Source organism: Hamadaea sp. (assembly GCF_013362815.1).
Lineage (GTDB): Bacteria > Actinomycetota > Actinomycetes > Mycobacteriales > Micromonosporaceae > Hamadaea.
In genome coordinates this window covers 1-16528 of sequence record NZ_JABFVK010000048.1, presented here as the reverse complement: position 1 = coordinate 16528, position 16528 = coordinate 1, and the positions used below count along the sequence as shown (strand labels likewise).

18 protein-coding genes and 2 tRNA genes are annotated in these 16528 nt (G+C 69.1%); 12 read left to right on the top strand and 8 right to left on the bottom strand.

The window, feature by feature from the left end:
* The first annotated feature begins 36 nt into the window (after nucleotides 1-36).
* Nucleotides 37-357 carry a PadR family transcriptional regulator gene (locus HOV77_RS22140; RefSeq protein WP_290864575.1) on the top strand — a complete coding sequence of 107 codons (321 nt, stop codon included), beginning with the start codon at nucleotides 37-39 and terminating at the stop codon, nucleotides 355-357.
* Nucleotides 354-1310 (top strand): hypothetical protein, encoded by a 957-nt coding sequence (locus HOV77_RS22135; RefSeq protein ID WP_290864574.1) that lies wholly within the window; start codon nucleotides 354-356, stop codon nucleotides 1308-1310. Before HOV77_RS22140 ends, HOV77_RS22135 begins: the two co-directional genes overlap by 4 nt.
* On the opposite strand, the gene HOV77_RS22130 is transcribed toward HOV77_RS22135, so the two are convergent.
* Entirely contained in the window at nucleotides 1282-2154 is an 873-nt protein-coding gene (locus tag HOV77_RS22130) for a 3-methyladenine DNA glycosylase (protein WP_290864573.1), read from the bottom strand. The two genes, HOV77_RS22135 and HOV77_RS22130, sit on opposite strands and share 29 nt — an antisense overlap.
* A gap of 58 nt (nucleotides 2155-2212) precedes the next feature.
* On the opposite strand from HOV77_RS22130, the gene HOV77_RS22125 reads away from it, so the two are divergent.
* On the top strand, nucleotides 2213-3025 hold the full coding sequence (locus HOV77_RS22125) for a fumarylacetoacetate hydrolase family protein (protein ID WP_290864572.1): 813 nt from the start codon (nucleotides 2213-2215) through the stop codon (nucleotides 3023-3025).
* Here the strand turns inward: HOV77_RS22125 and HOV77_RS22120 are convergent.
* Nucleotides 3022-3696, bottom strand: coding sequence for a DUF1345 domain-containing protein (locus HOV77_RS22120; RefSeq protein ID WP_290864571.1), 675 nt, complete (start codon nucleotides 3694-3696; stop codon nucleotides 3022-3024). The two genes, HOV77_RS22125 and HOV77_RS22120, sit on opposite strands and share 4 nt — an antisense overlap.
* 115 nt (nucleotides 3697-3811) lie before the next feature.
* Between HOV77_RS22120 and HOV77_RS22115 the strand changes: the two genes are divergently transcribed.
* Together HOV77_RS22115 and HOV77_RS22110 are read left to right on the top strand one after the other, a co-directional pair.
* Nucleotides 3812-3883: transfer RNA gene (locus tag HOV77_RS22115), tRNA-Gln, on the top strand.
* A gap of 93 nt (nucleotides 3884-3976) precedes the next feature.
* Nucleotides 3977-4049, top strand: a tRNA-Glu gene (locus HOV77_RS22110).
* Between the two features lie 124 nt (nucleotides 4050-4173).
* Here HOV77_RS22110 and HOV77_RS22105 read toward each other — a convergent pair.
* Nucleotides 4174-4860 carry an IclR family transcriptional regulator gene (locus tag HOV77_RS22105; RefSeq protein WP_290864653.1) on the bottom strand — a complete coding sequence of 229 codons (687 nt, stop codon included), beginning with the start codon at nucleotides 4858-4860 and terminating at the stop codon, nucleotides 4174-4176.
* Nucleotides 4861-4909: 49 nt separating this feature from the next.
* On the opposite strand from HOV77_RS22105, the gene leuC reads away from it, so the two are divergent.
* The 3 genes from leuC (at nucleotide 4910) to HOV77_RS22090 (ending at nucleotide 7757) form a co-directional block, all read left to right on the top strand.
* Entirely contained in the window at nucleotides 4910-6322 is a 1413-nt protein-coding gene (gene leuC, locus HOV77_RS22100; RefSeq protein WP_290864570.1) for a 3-isopropylmalate dehydratase large subunit, read from the top strand.
* A gap of 26 nt (nucleotides 6323-6348) precedes the next feature.
* Nucleotides 6349-6936: a 3-isopropylmalate dehydratase small subunit gene (gene leuD / locus HOV77_RS22095; protein ID WP_290864569.1), complete on the top strand. Its 588-nt coding sequence runs from the start codon at nucleotides 6349-6351 to the stop codon at nucleotides 6934-6936.
* A 191-nt stretch (nucleotides 6937-7127) separates the two neighbouring features.
* Nucleotides 7128-7757, top strand: coding sequence for an HU family DNA-binding protein (locus HOV77_RS22090; protein WP_290864568.1), 630 nt, complete (start codon nucleotides 7128-7130; stop codon nucleotides 7755-7757).
* Between the two features lie 72 nt (nucleotides 7758-7829).
* On the opposite strand, the gene HOV77_RS22085 is transcribed toward HOV77_RS22090, so the two are convergent.
* Genes HOV77_RS22085 through cofC form a run of 4 tightly spaced genes read right to left on the bottom strand, consistent with a single transcriptional unit; the run spans nucleotide 7830 to nucleotide 11550 of the window.
* Entirely contained in the window at nucleotides 7830-9896 is a 2067-nt protein-coding gene (locus HOV77_RS22085) for an RNA degradosome polyphosphate kinase (protein ID WP_290864567.1), read from the bottom strand.
* A 55-nt stretch (nucleotides 9897-9951) separates the two neighbouring features.
* The gene (locus HOV77_RS22080; RefSeq protein WP_290864566.1) at nucleotides 9952-10149 is read right to left on the bottom strand and encodes a cold-shock protein; all 198 of its coding nucleotides are present in this window, start codon (nucleotides 10147-10149) and stop codon (nucleotides 9952-9954) included.
* 9 nt (nucleotides 10150-10158) lie between these two features.
* Entirely contained in the window at nucleotides 10159-10953 is a 795-nt protein-coding gene (locus tag HOV77_RS22075; RefSeq protein WP_290864565.1) for a CHAD domain-containing protein, read from the bottom strand.
* 9 nt (nucleotides 10954-10962) lie between these two features.
* Complete coding sequence (gene cofC / locus HOV77_RS22070; protein ID WP_290864564.1) at nucleotides 10963-11550, bottom strand: 2-phospho-L-lactate guanylyltransferase; 588 nt, start codon at nucleotides 11548-11550, stop codon at nucleotides 10963-10965.
* A 42-nt stretch (nucleotides 11551-11592) separates the two neighbouring features.
* Here cofC and HOV77_RS22065 point away from each other — a divergent pair, with 42 nt between their 5' ends.
* The 3 genes from HOV77_RS22065 to HOV77_RS22055 all read left to right on the top strand — a co-directional run bounded on the left by HOV77_RS22065 (nucleotide 11593) and on the right by HOV77_RS22055 (nucleotide 14556).
* Nucleotides 11593-12336: a lysophospholipid acyltransferase family protein gene (locus HOV77_RS22065; protein ID WP_290864563.1), complete on the top strand. Its 744-nt coding sequence runs from the start codon at nucleotides 11593-11595 to the stop codon at nucleotides 12334-12336.
* Complete coding sequence (locus HOV77_RS22060; protein ID WP_290864562.1) at nucleotides 12333-13322, top strand: NAD(P)H-dependent glycerol-3-phosphate dehydrogenase; 990 nt, start codon at nucleotides 12333-12335, stop codon at nucleotides 13320-13322. The genes HOV77_RS22065 and HOV77_RS22060 overlap by 4 nt, the downstream gene beginning before the upstream one ends.
* Before the next feature lie 118 nt (nucleotides 13323-13440).
* Nucleotides 13441-14556, top strand: coding sequence for a cystathionine gamma-lyase (locus HOV77_RS22055; RefSeq protein WP_290864561.1), 1116 nt, complete (start codon nucleotides 13441-13443; stop codon nucleotides 14554-14556).
* A 133-nt stretch (nucleotides 14557-14689) separates the two neighbouring features.
* Here the strand turns inward: HOV77_RS22055 and HOV77_RS22050 are convergent, their stop codons facing one another.
* Nucleotides 14690-15829 carry a D-alanine--D-alanine ligase family protein gene (locus HOV77_RS22050; protein ID WP_290864560.1) on the bottom strand — a complete coding sequence of 380 codons (1140 nt, stop codon included), beginning with the start codon at nucleotides 15827-15829 and terminating at the stop codon, nucleotides 14690-14692.
* A gap of 78 nt (nucleotides 15830-15907) precedes the next feature.
* Between HOV77_RS22050 and HOV77_RS22045 the strand changes: the two genes are divergently transcribed.
* Nucleotides 15908-16429, top strand: a complete 522-nt coding sequence (locus tag HOV77_RS22045; protein WP_290864559.1) for a hypothetical protein — start codon at nucleotides 15908-15910, stop codon at nucleotides 16427-16429.
* The last annotated feature ends 99 nt before the right edge of the window (nucleotides 16430-16528 follow it).

The window sequence follows — 16528 nt, the reverse complement described above, 5'->3', positions numbered from 1 at the left end:
TGACGGTACTTCGGTAAGCGCAGTAGTGTGCGGTGCGTGGATACGACCCAGCTCCTCAAGGGCGTCCTCGATCTCGCCGTGCTCGCGGTCCTCCGGGAAGAGGACGGTTACGGGTACGACATCCTGCGCCGCCTGCGGAGCGCCGGGCTGGACGAGATCGGCGACGCCTCGGTCTACGGCACGCTGCGCCGCCTCTTCGCGGCCGGCTACCTGACGACGTATGTCGTCCCCTCCGAAGAGGGACCGCACCGCAAGTACTACTCGCTGAATCCGTCCGGTCGCAGTCAGCTCAAAACCGGCGGCGAGACCTGGCGCGGATTCGCCGCCACGATGGACGCCCTGCTGGAGAGCCGATGAATCTCGACATTGCGCACTACGCGGCCGCCGTCGGTGCGGCACTCGCCGACCTGCCCGACGACATCCGGGCCGAACTGCTCGAAGACCTGCCGGCTCACCTCGCGGAGGTCGCGGCCGAGGTCGAGGCGGAGGGCGGCACGCTGGAGGCTCGCCTCGGCACCCCGGCCGCCTATGCCGCCGAGTTGCGCGCCACGCTCGGCGCGTCGGTTCCGGCCGGCGGCGGGGCGCGGCTGTCCACGCTGGTGGTCCAGGCCAAGGGGCGGCTGCGGACCACCGATCGCCAGATCGGCAGAATCATCGGGTACGCGGGCCTCAGCGAGTTCGGCCGGTTGCTCCGGCCCGGCTGGTGGGTCGTCCGGGGATACCTCGCGGCCTGGATCCTGTGCGAGGTCGTCTCCGGCGGCAGTGGCCCGGAAGGCGCGCTGCCCCGGATCGGCGACAGTGTCGTGGGTGGACTGATCGTGGCGCTGGCGATGATCGTCGCGTCGGTCTGGCTGGGCCGCACCGCGGCGACCCGCGTCAAGCGCTGGCAGCGGGTCGGCTCCGGCGTGGTCTCCGCCGGACTCGTGCTGTTCGGGATCGGCCTCCTCGTCAACGTCGACGACCAGGCGACCCGGGAATACGGCGGCGGCTACTACGGGGAGTACCCAGGGCAATGGGTCGACGCCTCCTGGCAGGGCGGCGGCAACCTCGTGGTGGTGGACGCCAAGGGCCAGGTGCTCAGCCAGGTCTCCGTCATCAACCTGGACAGCGAGTCCTACGTGGACGCGAAGATCCACAACTGCGACGCGATCCTCACCTGGGAGTACGAGCGCTGGCCGGTGCTCGCCCGGTTGTGCCGCCACCAGGGTCTCTACCCGGGCGACTCGCCGACCGGTGGTCCCACAGCTGCACCCACCGTCGCACCGACCACGACTCCGTCGGTTACACCGACGACGGCACCGACTCGCTGAGCAGGTCGTCGCAGACTTCGATGAGCCGGGCGCGCAGCGGAGCGGCGCGCTCGGCGAAGTCCTTCTGGCGCACGGCGTACGCCGCCCGCCCCTCCGGCGTCTCGATCCGCACGGGTTCGTAGCCGAGATCGGCCAAGTCGTACGGACTGGCCTGCATGTCGAGTTCGCGGACCGCCCGGGACAGCTCGAAACAGTCCGCCACCAGTTCGCTCGGCACAAGCGGAGACAGCTTGTACGCCCACTTGTAGAGGTCCATGGTGGCGTGCAGGCACCCGGGCTGCTCCAACTCCGTCTGCCGGTCGCGGGTGGGCGTCAGGAGGTTCAGCGGCCGGGCCGGCTCGGTGAAGAATCGGTACGCGTCGAAGTGCGTACAGCGTACCCCTCGGTCTTCGACGACCTGAGCCGTCGCGGCCGGAGACAGCCGCAGCGGCCAGGCGTTGTGGCGGACCTGTTCCTGGGTCTGCCGGTAGACCATGGCCCACTCGTGCAGGCCGAAGCAGCCGAGCTGGGGCGGCCGCGAGGCGGTGGCCGCGAGCAGATCGCGGATCCAGCGCACCGAGTCGAGGCGGCGCGCGAGCAGGTCTGGATCGACGGTCGTGCCGCCCTGGACCGCGACGTACGGCGCTTGGGTGGGCCCGTCGGCCAGGACCACCCCGAAACCGGGATGCCAGCGGCGAAGCTGAGCCGGGCGATGCGAGTAGTACGTGAACAGGAAGTCCTCGACGGGATGCTTGACGCCGTCCTTGCGACGAGCCAGGTGGCTGCCGAGCCAGCGGTCCACCCGGGCCTCGTGCGCGGCCGCACGCTCGCGCCATCGCTCGGTTGGCAGGACCTTCTCGCTCACCGTCCCAGGGTACGGCGATAGATTGGGGTGTTGAGCTCGCTACTTGGTGGGGGTTGTGGTGCGGATCGCACGCTTTGTTCATTCCGGTGGCATGTCCTTCGGCGTCGTCGAAGGCTCGTCCCCGGCCGGCGACTCGGCCGGGACCGAGGGCCTGACCGTTGCGGCGATCAAGGGCCATCCGTTCGGCGAGCTGGAGTTCACGGGCGAGCGCTGGGCGCTGGCCGACGTCCGGCTGCTGTCGCCGATCCTGCCCAGCAAGGTCGTCTGCGTCGGCCGCAACTACGCCGAGCACGCGGCCGAGTTGGGCAACGCGGTCCCGAAGGAGCCGTTGCTGTTCCTCAAGCCGACGACCTCGGTCATCGGCCCGAACGACCCGATCCGGCTCCCGCCGCAGTCGCACCAGGTCGAGCACGAGGCCGAGCTGGCCATCGTGATCGGCGCCACCGGCGCCCGCCGGGTGGATCGGGCCGACGCGCTCAAGACGGTGTTCGGTTACACCTGTGCGAACGACGTCACCGCCCGTGACCTGCAGAAGGCCGACGTCCAATTCACCCGGGCCAAGGGCTTCGACTCGTTCTGCCCGCTGGGTCCGTGGATCACGACCGAGCTCGACGCCTCCGACCTGGAGGTGCGCTGCGAGGTGGGGCACGCCGGTGACGAGCCGGAGGTACGCCAACTCGGCCGCACCAGTCAGTTCGTCTTCGACGTGGCCACCCTGATCTCGTACGTGTCCCACGTCATGACGCTGCTGCCGGGCGACGTGATCCTCACCGGTACGCCGGCCGGGGTCGGCCCGCTGACCGAAGGCGACGTCGTCACGGTGAGCGTCGAGGGTGTGGGGACGCTCGCGAACCCCGTCCTGAACCTCTAGAGGATGTTGATCGCGCGGGCGACGACCAGGGCGACCACGGTGACGGAGACCGCCGACTCGAACATCATGGTCAGCTTGGCCCACCGGCTCATCGGCATCGTGTCGGTGGGGCTGAACGCCGTCGCGTTGGTGAACGAGACGTAGAAGTAGTCGACGAAGCCGGGCTCCCAGTCCGGCTTCGCCAGATCCCGCGCTGTCATCTGCGGGAAGAGGAAGTCGGGCCGGTCCTTGCGGGCGTTCGCGCGGGCCGCCGGACCGCCCGAATCGAGTTCCCAGTACCAGAGCCCGAAAACGATGACGTTCGTCAGCCAGACCGCCCCGCCCGTCAGCAGCAGTACGCCCGGGGACAGCCCGCGTACCTCGTCGTGCTTGGTGGCGATGTCATAGACGAGCCGGCCGGCGGCGTACGCGTTGGCGAGGCTGGCCGCCGCGACCAGGCTCAGCCCGAGCCACCGAAGCCAACGGGTCTCCCGGTTCACCCGGCCCGGATTCGACAGGAGCAGCACCAGCAGCAGTACGCCCTCGATCACCGGAATCAGCCAGCCGGGGCGGACGTCGAGCGCGTGCGAAACCTTGAGTTGCAAGCCGATCATCACCAGGACGGCGAGCGCGGCCGGCGTACGGTGTTCGCCCCGGGTGGGGCGCAGCCAGGCGGGAAGGACATCGACCACACCCGCAGCGTAGTGCGCCTCACGAAACACGGGGGGATACCGGTTTGGCGCGTCCCGAACCGGTCGGGTAAAGTTCCTCCTCGGCAGTGGGAAGCCTTCGGGTTACCGGTGTCGATGGGGTATGGGGTAATTGGCAGCCCAACTGATTCTGGTTCAGTTAGTCTAGGTTCGAGTCCTGGTACCCCAGCAACCGAGCGCGATTTAGCGCCCGGGAGCTGGATCTGGTAAGGTTCAGTTCGCCGCCGGAAGGCGGCAAAAGTGTGAATCCGGAAAGTTCTACGGCCCCGTCGTCTAGCGGCCTAGGACGCCGCCCTCTCAAGGCGGTAGCGCCGGTTCGAATCCGGTCGGGGCTACAGACAGCGCCGCACTCCTTCGAGTGCGGCGCTTTGCTTTGCGCTCGTTCTCCCTGCAGATCACGGTTACGCAGGCTTCCGCGGGCGCGTTTGGCATGCGTAACCGTGATCTGCAAGGAAGGGGCTACAGGCCGGAGAGGCGCTGGCCGGCGCGCACCACCGCCATGGCGTGGCGGTCGCCGGGCCGGCGGCCGAGGCGTTCGATCGGGCCGGAGACGCTGATCGCGGCGATCACCCGTCCGGTGCGGTCGCGGATGGGAGCGGAGACGCTCGCCACACCGGCTTCCCGTTCGGCGACCGACTGCGCCCACCCGCGGCGGCGTACCTCGGCGAGGGTTTTGCCCGTGAACTTGGAGCGCGGGAGCAGCGGCATGACCGCCTCCGGCGGTTCCCAGGCCAGCAGCACCTGCGCTGCCGACCCGGCCGTCATCGGCAGTATCGCGCCGACCGGCACGGTGTCGCGCAGGCCGGAGGCGCGTTCGGCGGCGGCCACACAGATGCGCTCGTCCGCTCGGCGCAGGTACAGCTGGGCGCTTTCGCCCGTGTTGTCGCGTAGGGCGGCTAGGAGCGGCTCGGCTGCGGTCAGCAGGACGTCGGGCGCGGCGTTGGCGAGCTCCCCGAGGCGGGGGCCCGGGCGCCAGCGGCCCTGCGTGTCGCGTACCAGCATGCGATGGATCTCCAGGGCCTGCGCCAGCCGGTGCGCCGTTGCCCGCGGCAGCTTGGTGCGTTCGACGAGTTCGGCGAGGCTCGCGCCATCCACACAGGCGGCCAGAATCACTACCGCCTTGTCAAGGACGCCCACGCCAGACATACTGTGTCCCACACACCGAAACATACCTCCCAAAAGCTGGGATGTCCATATGGTGGGAGACACAGTGATGAAGACGCTCGCCCAGAAGGTCTGGGACGCGCACGTAGTCCGATCCGCAGCCGGCGAACCCGACCTGCTCTACATCGACCTGCATCTGCTTCATGAGGTGACCAGCCCGCAGGCCTTCGACGGCCTCCGGATGGCGGGCCGCCCGGTGCGTCGGCCGGATCTCACGATCGCGACCGAGGATCACAACACCCCCACGGACAATCTCCTCACGATCGCCGATCCGGTCAGCCGGACCCAGATCGAGACGCTGCGCCGCAACTGCGCTGAGTTCGGTGTCAAGCTGCACCCGCTGGGCGACCCCGAGCAGGGCGTCGTACACGTGATGGGCCCGCAGCAGGGCCTGACCCAGCCCGGCACGACGATCGTGTGCGGCGACTCGCATACGTCGACGCACGGCGCTTTCGGCGCGCTGGCCTTCGGCATCGGCACCAGCGAGGTCGAGCACGTCCTCGCGACGCAGACGCTGCCGCAGGCGCGGCCCAAGCAGATGGCGGTGAACTTCGTCGGTGAACTGCAGCCCGGCGTAACCGCCAAGGACCTGATTCTGGCGCTCATCGCGCAGGTCGGCACCGGCGGCGGGCGCGGCTATGTCGTGGAGTATCGCGGCCCGGTCATCGAGCAGCTCTCCATGGAGGGCCGCATGACCATCTCGAACATGTCCATCGAATGGGGCGCCAAGGCCGGCCTCATCGCCCCGGACGAGACGACCTTCGCCTGGCTCAAGGGCCGCCGGTTCGCGCCGCAGGGCGACGCCTGGGACGCGGCAGTCGAGTACTGGCGCACGTTGCGTACCGACGAGGACGCCGTCTTCGACCGTGAGGTCACGCTGGACGTCAGCCAGGTCACCCCGTTCGTCACCTGGGGCACCAACCCGGGTCAGGGTGCTCCGCTGGACGCCGCGATCCCGGACCCCGAGTCGTTCGTGGACGAAGCCGAGAAGGCCGCCGCCGAGCGGGCGCTGGCGTACATGGGTCTCACGCCGGGCCAGAAGCTCCGTGAGGTCGAGGTCGACGTGGTCTTCGTGGGCTCCTGCACCAACGGCCGGCTCGAGGATCTGCGGGCCGCCGCCGGAGTGCTCAAGGGCCGCAAGGTGGCCGACGGCGTACGCATGCTGGTGGTTCCGGGCTCGGCTGCGGTCCGGGCGGCCGCCGAGGCCGAGGGACTGGACCAGGTGTTCACCGAAGCGGGCGCGGAATGGCGGTTCGCGGGCTGCTCCATGTGTCTGGGCATGAACCCCGACACGCTGAAGCCGGGCCAGCGCTCCGCCTCCACCTCGAACCGCAACTTCGAGGGCCGGCAGGGCAAGGGCGGGCGTACACACCTCGTCTCCCCGCCCGTCGCCGCCGCCACCGCCGTGGTGGGCCGCCTGGCCGCGCCCGCCGACCTGGTCTGATCGAAGAAAACCGAGGAACGCGAGACATGGACAAGTTCACCAGCCACACCGGGGCGGCCGTCCCGCTGCGCCGCTCTAACGTGGACACGGACCAGATCATCCCAGCGGTGTACCTGAAGCGGGTGACCCGCACGGGGTTCGAGGACGGGTTGTTCAGCGCCTGGCGCGAGGATCCGGCCTTCGTGCTCAACGATCCGGCGTACGCCGAGGCCTCGATTCTGGTGGCCGGCCCCGAATTCGGCACCGGCTCGTCGCGGGAACACGCCGTCTGGGCCCTGCGGGACTGGGGCTTCCGGGTGGTCATCGCTCCCCGATTCGGTGACATCTTCCGGGGGAATTCGTTGAAGCAAGGGCTGTTGACGGTCGAGCTACCCATCGATGCAGTCGAAAGTCTTTGGGCCCGTTCGGAATCCGACCCGACGGCTGAGGTTACTGTGGACCTGGCCGCGCGGGAAGTCCGCGCCGGGGCTTCTACCTGGGCTTTCGAGCTGGACGACTTCAGCCGCTGGCGCTTGCTGGAAGGGCTGGACGACATCGGCCTGACCTTGCTGCACGCCGACGCCATCACCGCTTTCGAAGCCGCACGCCCGGTGTACCAACCGGTTGTCGCTTGATTTCAGCGAACCCCGAGGCCCGCGCTCAACGAGCGCGGGCCTCACTTTTGTTGCACACTGCCAGTTAGAGACATACGCGCGACACAAATGCCGTTTACCCGTCACGTGTTTGGAAATGTGTATGGCAGGGCTTACCGTGCGCGAAGAATGACTGGTTGAAAGTCCAGTAAGGAAACACTCGGGAGGGAACCGTGAACAAGGCCGAGCTCATCGAGGCGCTCGCCGCCCGGTTGGGGGATAAGAAGACCGCAACCGCCGCGCTGGACGCCGTTCTGGCCGAAATCGAGACCGCTGTCACCAAGGGCGACAAGGTTTCGCTGACCGGCTTCGGCGTCTTCGAGAAGCGGCAGCGCGCCGCCCGGACCGCGCGTAACCCGCGCACCGGCGAAGCGGTGAAGGTGCCGAAGACGGCCGTTCCGGCGTTCCGCGCCGGTGCCGGCTTCAAGGAGGCGGTGGCGAGCGGCAAGCAGCCCGCCGCGGCCAAGAAGACGGCGACTGCCGCGGCGAAGAAGACCGCGGCCGCCAAGAAGACCACGGCGACGGCGGCGGCCAAGAAGACCACCGCGGCCGCGAAGAAGGCGGCGCCGACCAAGAAGGCGACCGCGACGAAGGCCGCTGCCAAGAAGACGGCTCCGGCGAAGAAGGCGGCGACCAAGTCGGCGCCCGCCAAGAAGTCGGTGGCGGCGAAGAAGGCTCCGGCCAAGAAGGCCGTGACCAAGGCGACCGCGGCCAAGAAGGCTCCGGCGAAGTCGGCGGCCAAGGCGACCGCGAAGAAGGCGCCCGCCAAGAAGGCTCCGGCGAAGAAGGCCGCTCGACGCTGAGAAGGCTGACACCTAACAGGCGCCCGTGGTTCCACGGGCGCCTGTTCGCGTACGCACTGCCAGACGAGCGCGCTAGCTGGATTGGGCGGTCGCGCCGGACAGCAGCACCAGTTGCGGATCCCGCCCGGTACGCCGCTGCCACACCCCGTCGGCACCGAGGTCGAAGCCACCGGACTCGTCGGCGAGGTAGAGCTCCATCATCGAGCTGAGCTGCTGGATCGAAGCCGGATCGGCGACCCGGACGAGGGCTTCCACTCGCTGATCGAGGTTGCGCCGCATGACGTCGGCCGAACCCAGCCACCACTGGGCGACCGCACCCTGACCGAACCGGAACACCCGGGAATGCTCCAGGAACCGGCCGAGCACCGAGCGTACGCGGATGCGCTCGGACAGGCCGCGTACGCCGGGCCGCAGCGTGCACATGCCGCGTACGACCAGATCCACCTGGGTTCCGGCGCGGGAAGCGGCGTACAGGGCGTCCACGATGTCCTCGTCGACGAGGGAGTTCACCTTCATCTGGATGAGTCCCCGGCGACCCCGTGCAGCCTGACCCTCGATCAGTTCCAGCAGACCCGACCGGACGCCTTCGGGGGCCACCAGCAGCCGCCGGTAGGACGGGGGCCGGCCGTATCCGGTGAGGCGGTTGAACAACTCGGTGACGTCCTCGCCGACTTCGGGAGCGGCGGTCAGCAGACCGAAGTCCTCGTAGAGCCGCGCGGTCTTCGGGTGGTAGTTGCCCGTGCCGACATGGCAATAGCGGCGCAGAACCGCACCTTCCTCGCGTACGACCAGGGCTATCTTCGCGTGGGTCTTCAACCCTACGAGCCCGTAGACCACGTGGCAGCCCGCGCGTTCCAGGGTCCGGGCCCAGCCGATGTTGGCCCATTCGTCGAACCGAGCCTTCACCTCGACCACCACCACGACCTGTTTGCCCGCCTCGGCCGCGTCCACCAGGGCGTCCACGATCGGGGAGTCGCCGCTGGTCCGGTAGAGGGTCTGCTTGATCGCCAGGACGTTGGGATCGGCGGCGGCCTGCTCGATGAAGCGCTGGACGCTTGTCGAGAACGAGTGGAACGGGTGGTGCACCAGGATGTCGCCGTCGCGGATGACGGAGAAGATGCTGCGTTCGCCGTCGCGCAGGCGCGGATGGGTGGGCGGGACGAAGCTCGGCTCCTTCAGCTCGGGGCGGTCCGCTTCTTCGTAGATCTGCCACAGCGCCGACAGATCCGGCAACCCCGGTACGCGATAGACGTCGCGCTCGTCCATGGCGAGTTCCCGGACGAGGGTCTCCAGGACGTCGGAGCTGATCCCTTCGGCCACCTCCAGGCGTACGGGCGGACCGAAGCGCCGCCGGGCCAGTTCCCGCTCCAGCGCCTGGAGGAGGTCTTCGTCCCGGTCCTCCTCGATCTCGACCTCCGCGTTGCGGGTCACCCGGAACAGGTGATGCTCCACGATGGACATCCCGGGGAAGAGCCGGGCGAGGTGGACCGCGATGAGCTCCTCGACCGCGATGTACCGCCCGCTGCCGAGCGCGGTGAACCGGGGGACGTTGGCCGGGACCTTCACCCGGGCGAACAGATCCGGCCCGCCGTCGGGATCCCGCATGACCACGGCGAGGTTGAGCGACAGTCCCGAGATATACGGGAACGGGTGCGCCGGATCGACCGCCAACGGGGTCAGCACCGGGAACAGGTGTTCCAGGAAGTATTCGTGCAGCCGGGACTGTTCCTCCTCGGAGAGCTTGCTCCACCGTTCGACCACGACCCCGGCGCTTTCGAGCTCTGGGCGTACGTGTTCCTCGAAACACGCGGCGTGCCGGGCGACCAGCTCGGCGGCTCGCGACGTCACCAGGTCGAGCTGCTGCCGAGCGGCGGGCTTGCGGTCGGCGCCCCGTAACGGCAGGCCGGTCTGCCAGCGCCGTTGCAGCGCGGCGAACCGGACCATGAAGAACTCGTCGAGGTTGGTGGCGAAGATGGCGAGGAACTTCGCCCGTTCCAGCAGTGGAGTGGCGGGATCCTCACCCAGGGCGAGGACCCGGGCGTTGAAGTCGAGCCAGGACAGCTCGCGGTTGAGGAACCGATCGTCGGGCAGATCGGCCGGCGGTTCGGCGGGGGTGGCCGGTGCTGCTGAGGAGCTCACCTGTTCATTCTTCCCAGGCTTGGGTGACGCGAAGGTGAACTTCCGGCAACTCAGCTCAGGGCATCGTGGGTAACGTCACGCGGACCACCTCGCCGTGCTCGTCGCGCTCCAGCCGGAGTCGCTGCCCGAGACGCAGCAGGCGCAGCCCGCCCGCGGCGAACGCGCTGGGGGAGAACCGGACCTCGGTGCCGTCGTCGAGCAGCACCGCCCCGGCGCGGGTCTGCGGATCGAACTCGGAAACGGTGCCCTGCATGGGGTCAGCCTACCGACCGGGAATCGACGGCGCGGCGAGGAAGGCTTCCCGGGCTCGTTGCGCTGCGGCGAGTTCCCGTTCGACGAGGCGGGACGCGGTCCGGGGATCGGCCGGGGCCAACTCCCGCCACGCCCGAGCTGCGACGACGGCGTCCTGGTGCTCGCCGAGCAGGCTCTGCACCTTCGCCAGTTCCTTGGCGCGCCGACCATGACCGGCGATGTCGAGGGCGTACCGGGCTCGTTTGGCCAGGATACGGACCCGATGCCACTGCTCGATCGGGGAGTCGCGGGTCAGGTCGGCTACCGCGGTCTCATACCGCCGGACCTGCTGGCGTACCGGTCTCGGCAGCACCTTCTTGGCCGGTCGGTGCGCTCGCCCGCGGAACTCCGGTTCGCGCAGCAACGCGACCAGCAGCGGCAGCCGCGCGCTGTCCAGGCCCGCCAGCAGGTCGGTCCGGGCCGCTTCGGCTCGCGCTCGCAGCGCCTCGTCGAACGCGGCCACGTCCAGCCGGTCGCCCGTCGCGCGCAGCCGGGCCCGCAACACCTCCGCGTCGCGCGCGGCACCCAGAAGATCCGCCAGCCACTTCAGATTCGCGCGCACGCGCCGGCTCCATGCTTCGTCCAGCGTTCTGGTGAAGGTACGCACAACGGAACGCAGCCGACGGACCGCCACCCGCGCGTCATGCACCGGGGTGTCGCCGTCGGGAGACAGGGTGTTCGCGCGGATCAACGGTTCCGCCGCCAGCAGCCCATCGGCGCAGCCGTCAGCGGCGCGCCGCAGAACGGCAGCAGCCGAGCGTGGCACCCCTCCAGCCTAGGAAAGATCGAGCTTCCAGCCTAGGTTTACGGCTTCCTCGAGGTCGGCTGCGGTGTCCACGTCGCGGCGCAACGTCGGCCAGACGCCGTCGAGCCGCTTCGCGCCGGACTGGGCGTGTGCGTACGCCGAATCGGGGCCGAACTGCGGTCGCAGCGGTTCCCCGGCCGGGGCGGCGAGCAGCACCGTCCCGACGCCGGGCCGATCCGGGACGAACGACCGGACGTCGGCCAACGCCAGCGCTTCGGCCAACTCGACCGGGCGTAGGGCCGGCACGTCCCCGGTGAGGGCGGCGACCGAGCGGCCGGCCAGGGCGGCTGCCGCCAAGACCAGGGAACCGTTGAGCGAGCCCGCGTCGTCGGCGAACCGCACTCCGAACGGCGTCAGCTCGCGGCGGAGCCGCTGATCCCCGGTCACCACGATGACCTCCTGTACGCCGTCGGCGCGCTGCGCTGCGCGTACCGTAGAAAGAGCGAGAGCGACCACGAGCCGTTCGTGACCCACTCCGGCAAGCGCTCCACGGAGCCTGGTCTTCGCCCGCGGCAGTGCCTTGAGCGGCACGAGCAGCGACCATCCCACCGGCAGCATCTTGCCAGCCTGACTGGCCGACGCCCCGGTCGGGCAGGCATGATGACTCCTCGACGGGTGCTGTGGGAAGGCGGAGGCGTGCGCAAGCTGGGATTCTGGCCGCGATTCGCGGTGATCTTGGTGAAGCCCCTGATGACGGCGTTGACCCGGCGTGACTGGCGCGGCTTCGAGCACATTCCCGCGACCGGCGGCGTGATCCTGGCGTTCAACCACGTCTCGCACGCCGACCCGTTCACCGCGGCGCATTACGTCTACGACAGCGGACGCTGGCCGCAGTTCCTCGCCAAGGAAAGCGTGTTCCGCATCCCGGTGGCCGGCAAGATCCTCCACTGGTGCCGCCAGATCCCGGTGTTCCGCGGCACGGTCGACGCGGCGAAAGCGCTGGACGCGGCGATCTCGGCGGTTTCGGCCGGTGGCTGCGTCGTCATCTACCCCGAGGGCACCACGACCCGCGAGCCGAACTTGTGGCCGATGAAGGGCAAGACCGGCGTGGCGCGGCTGGCGCTGGCCACCGGCGCCCCGGTCATCCCGATCGCGCAGGACGGCGCTCAGCAGCTCTTCGATCCGCGCACCAAGAAGTTCCGGCTCAAGCGGGTGCCCGTCGCGGTCTGGGCCGGTCCGCCGGTGGACCTGAGCGCCTGGCAGGGAGCCGAACCCACGCGGGCCGTGCTGGACGCGGTGACCGACGAGATCACGAACCACATACGCGACCTGCTCAGTGAGATCCGGGGCGAGCCGGCACCGCCCATCTACGTGCCCGTTCGCGCTGGAAAGGGGCAGGCGTGAGAGCCGCCGTGCTGGGTGCCGGTTCCTGGGGCACCACTTTCGCCAAGGTTCTCAACGACGCCGGCAACGACGTGGTCCTGTGGGCCCGGCGGTCGTCTGTCGTCGACGCGATCTCCTCCACCGGCGAGAACCCGGGCTACATGTCCGGTCCCATCGGGTCTCGGGTGACTGCCACTACTGACGCTAGTCTTGCTTTGCGCGACGCGGAGTTGGTGGTGCTCGCGGTCCCGTCGCAGACATTGCGGTCTAATTTGACGGCTTTTGGGCCGCATCTGGACACCGACTCGACGGTCGTCTCCCTGATGAAAGGCGTCGAACTCGGCACTACCTTGCGGATGAGCCAGGTCATCGTCGAGGTCACCGGGGTCAAGCCGGACCGGGTCGCCGTCGTCACCGGGCCCAACCTCGCGCCGGAGATCGCCGCCGAGCAGCCGACCGCGACCGTCGTCGCCTGCGAGGACATCGACCGGGCCGCGCGCGTGCAGAAGGCCGTCTTCACGCCGTACTTCCGCCCTTACACCAACGACGACGTCATCGGCTGCGAACTCGGCGGGGCCGTCAAGAACGTCATCGCTCTGGCGTACGGGATGGCGCAGGCCATGGGCATGGGCGACAACACCCGCGCCTCCCTCATCACCCGGGGCCTTGCCGAAACCGCCCGCCTCGGCGTAGCCCTCGGCGCCGACCCGCTGACCTTCTCCGGGCTGGCCGGACTGGGCGACCTCGTGGCGACCTGCTCGTCGCCGTTGTCGCGCAACCACACCTTCGGCGAGTACCTCGGTCGCGGCATGACGCTGGAGCAGGCGCAGGAAGCCGCCAAGTACACCGTCGAAGGCGTCAAGAGCTGCCTATCCATCCGGGACCTCGCCCGCGCCCACGGCGTCGAGATGCCGATCACCGAACAGGTCGAACGAGTCTGCCACGAAGGACTCGACCCGCGGGTGGCCGTCCGGGCCCTGATGACTCGCGAGGTCAAGGCCGAGTAGCCCGTTGGATCTTGTCAGTCTTGATCTTGAATGGTTCCGGTTGCCGGGGCGACGTTTTCCGTTCAAGATCACCCGTCTTGCCGGTCCGGGCCGGGTCGGCGGGCGTTAGTCTCGCGCCATGAGCTCACTCGGCGACTCCACCCGCTGCGTCCATGCCGGCCTGCCGCCACTGTCGCCCGGCGATCCGCTGCAGCCGGGACCGGTCTTCGCCGCGCCGTACGCACTCCCGGCCGAGGGCTACGAACCCGGGATCGACGGCTACGGCCGGGGCGACAACCCGACCAGGCGCGTACTGGAGGCCGCGATCGCCGAGTTGGAAGGTGGGGACACCCTCGCCTTCCCCAGCGGCCAGGCTGCGATCTCAGCCGTGCTCATGACGGTGCTGCGTCCCGGCGACACCCTGATGCTGCCCAGCGACGGGTACTACAACGTGCGTACCTTCGCGTCGTCGTTCCTGGCCGACTTGGACATTCGGGTGGTCGAGGCACCGACCGCCGGACCCTATCCGTCCTTCGACGGCGTACGCCTCGTGCTGCTGGAATCACCGGCGAACCCGTCGTTGGACGTCGTCGACATCGCTCAGGTGGCGGAAGCCGCGCATGCTGCGGGCGCGTTGGTCGCGGTGGACAACACTGCCGCCACCCCGTTGGGGCAGCGGCCGTTGGACCTCGGCGCGGACATCTCGGTCGCCTCCGGAACCAAGGCGCTGAGCGGGCACTCCGACCTGCTCCTGGGGTACGTGTCCGCTCTCTCGCCTGCTTTGTATGAGCATATGGCGTCCTGGCGTACGCTCGCCGGCGCGATCCCGAGCCCGTTCGACGCCTGGCTGGCCCGGCGATCGCTGTCTACACTCGACCTTCGGCTTCGGCAGCAGACCTTGAACGCGAGTGCGCTGGCCACCTTCCTCAGTACGCACCCTGCGGTGTCGAACGTGCGGTGGCCCGGACTGCCCGGTGACCCGTCGTTCGAGGTCGCCTCCCGGCAGATGCGGCGGATTCCCGGGATCATCGGCTTCACCCTGCCCTCGGCCGCCGCCGTCGCGGAGTTCCTGCGGGCTTCTCGGCTCGTGGTGGCGGCGACGAGCTTCGGCGGGTTGCACACTACGGCCGACCGGCGGGAGCAATGGGGTGACCGGACCGCTCCCGGGTTCGTTCGGCTTTCCTGTGGGATTGAGGACGCCGACGACCTTCTCGCCGACTTCTCCTCGGCCCTCGCCCTGTCCCTTTCTCGTTGATCATGAACTTTCCGCCATGATCGACCGGCGTGTCGTGTCCCGGCGGCCCTGATCGACTCCCCGGCGCACTGATCGACTTGGGGCATATCGCAGACCACGGGCACTGGATCTTGAAGGCGTGCCGGCGAGCGCCTCAATGCAGGCCGGTTCCCCGCCGCAGCGCGGTACGCACCAACCGGGTGACCAGCTTCGGGTAGTCGACTCCGCTGGCCGCCCACATCCGGGGGAACATGCTCGTCGCGGTGAACCCCGGCATGGTGTTGATCTCGTTGAGGTAGACCTCGCCGTCGTTGGCGACGAAGAAGTCCACCCGGGCGAGCCCGGCGCAGTCGAGCGCGGCGAAGGTCCGCCGGGCCAGGTCCTGAATGCGGGCCGTCACATGCGGCGGCAGGTCGGCCGGGATGTCGAAGGTCGTGGCGTCCTCGAGGTACTTCGCCTCGAAGTCGTAGAAGACGTGATCCGGGCTGACGTGGACCTCGGCCAGTGCCGACGCCTCCGGCGCCCCGCCGAATTCGCCCTCGAGCACTCCGCACTCGACTTCGCGGCCGAAGATCGCGGCCTCGACCAAGACCTTGGGGTCGATGGCGCGGGCGGTGGCGATGGCGGCGTCCAGGTCGGCCCAGTCGTTGACGCGGGTGATGCCGAAGCTCGATCCGGCGCGGGACGGCTTGACGAAGACGGGGAGGCCGAGGCGTTGCTTGTCCTCCTCGGCCAGCGACTGACCGGCTCGGAGGACGGCGTACGGGCCGACCGGGATGCCCTCGACCACGGCGAGCTTCTTGGTGAACTCCTTGTCCATGGCGGCGGCCGACGCGAAGACGTTCGCCCCGACGTACGGGATTCCGGCCATCTCCAGCAGGCCCTGGATCGTGCCGTCCTCCCCGTACGCCCCGTGCAGGGCCGGGAAGACGACGTCGATGTCGGACAGCGCGGTCGAGCCGTGGCTGGGTTCCAGAGTGGTCAGTGCCGCCCCGCCGGCGAGGACGAGGTCGGAGCCGGTCGGATCGCCGGGCAGGATGACCTGGTCGCCCGACTCGGCGGTGATCTCGGGCAGCCGTCCCGGACCGTCGCCGGCCGTGATCGACAGTTGCGACGGATCACCGGAGGTCAGGACCCAGCGACCCTCGCGCGTGATGCCGATGGGCACCACTTCGTACTCCGCGGGGTCCAGCGCGGCCAGGATGCTGCCCGCGCTGACGGCCGAGATCGCGTGCTCGGTGCTGCGGCCGCCGAAGATCACGGCGACTCGGGTCTTCCGGGGCGTCTCACTCACGCCGCTGACCCTACCCGCTGCTCACGGCGTGATCATCCCCGCAGCGCGGTTTTGAACGTGTTCAAGTATGCTCACCGCATGACCTCGCAACGGCGTCTCCGCCGAATCCGCGTCTGGATCTTCCTGTTCCTGATCGGCCTCGTGCTCAGTGGTCTGACCGCGTTTCCGCTGGTCACCGAGGTCAAGATGCTGCATGGGCTGGCCGACGGCCTGCCGCTTCCGGGTGGCGTCGCGGACTGGATCGACCGCATTCACACCGGCATCGTCGAGACCGACGCGCGCTACCCCTTCATCGCGTATGGGACGGACTGGCTGGCCTTCGCCCACCTGGTCATCGCACTGGCCTTCGTCGGCCCGATCCGCGACCCCGTACGCAACATCTGGGTCGTCGAGTGGGCGATGCTCGCCTGTGTGGCGGTCGTGCCGTTGGCGTTGATCGCCGGCCCAGTACGCGGCATTCCGCTCTGGTGGACCGCGATCGACATCTCGTTCGGCGTCTTCGGCATCCTCCCGCTCCTGGTCGTACGCCGTCAGATCCAAGCGCTGGCCCGCGCGGGGGACTCCGACGTCGGCCGCGAAGTCGTCCACGGCGTGGCGTGATCGTCGGATGCCGACGATCAAGGCGCTTTTACGCCCACGATTGTCGGCATCCGACGATCAAGGAACCGTGAACCGCCAAGAATGTCGGAACCCGACGAT

Excerpts from the sequence above, each read along its gene's own strand:
- HOV77_RS22135 (WP_290864574.1), top strand. The coding sequence starts at position 354 with ATGAATCTCGACATTGCGCACTACGCGGCCGCCGTCGGTGCGGCACTC.
- HOV77_RS22105 (WP_290864653.1), bottom strand. The coding sequence starts at position 4,860 with ATGTCTGGCGTGGGCGTCCTTGACAAGGCGGTAGTGATTCTGGCCGCC.
- leuC (WP_290864570.1), top strand. The coding sequence starts at position 4,910 with ATGGTGGGAGACACAGTGATGAAGACGCTCGCCCAGAAGGTCTGGGAC.
- leuD (WP_290864569.1), top strand. The coding sequence starts at position 6,349 with ATGGACAAGTTCACCAGCCACACCGGGGCGGCCGTCCCGCTGCGCCGC.
- HOV77_RS22080 (WP_290864566.1), bottom strand. The coding sequence starts at position 10,149 with ATGCAGGGCACCGTTTCCGAGTTCGATCCGCAGACCCGCGCCGGGGCG.
- cofC (WP_290864564.1), bottom strand. The coding sequence starts at position 11,550 with ATGCTGCCGGTGGGATGGTCGCTGCTCGTGCCGCTCAAGGCACTGCCG.
- HOV77_RS22065 (WP_290864563.1), top strand. The coding sequence starts at position 11,593 with ATGACTCCTCGACGGGTGCTGTGGGAAGGCGGAGGCGTGCGCAAGCTG.
- HOV77_RS22055 (WP_290864561.1), top strand. The coding sequence starts at position 13,441 with ATGAGCTCACTCGGCGACTCCACCCGCTGCGTCCATGCCGGCCTGCCG.
- HOV77_RS22045 (WP_290864559.1), top strand. The coding sequence starts at position 15,908 with ATGACCTCGCAACGGCGTCTCCGCCGAATCCGCGTCTGGATCTTCCTG.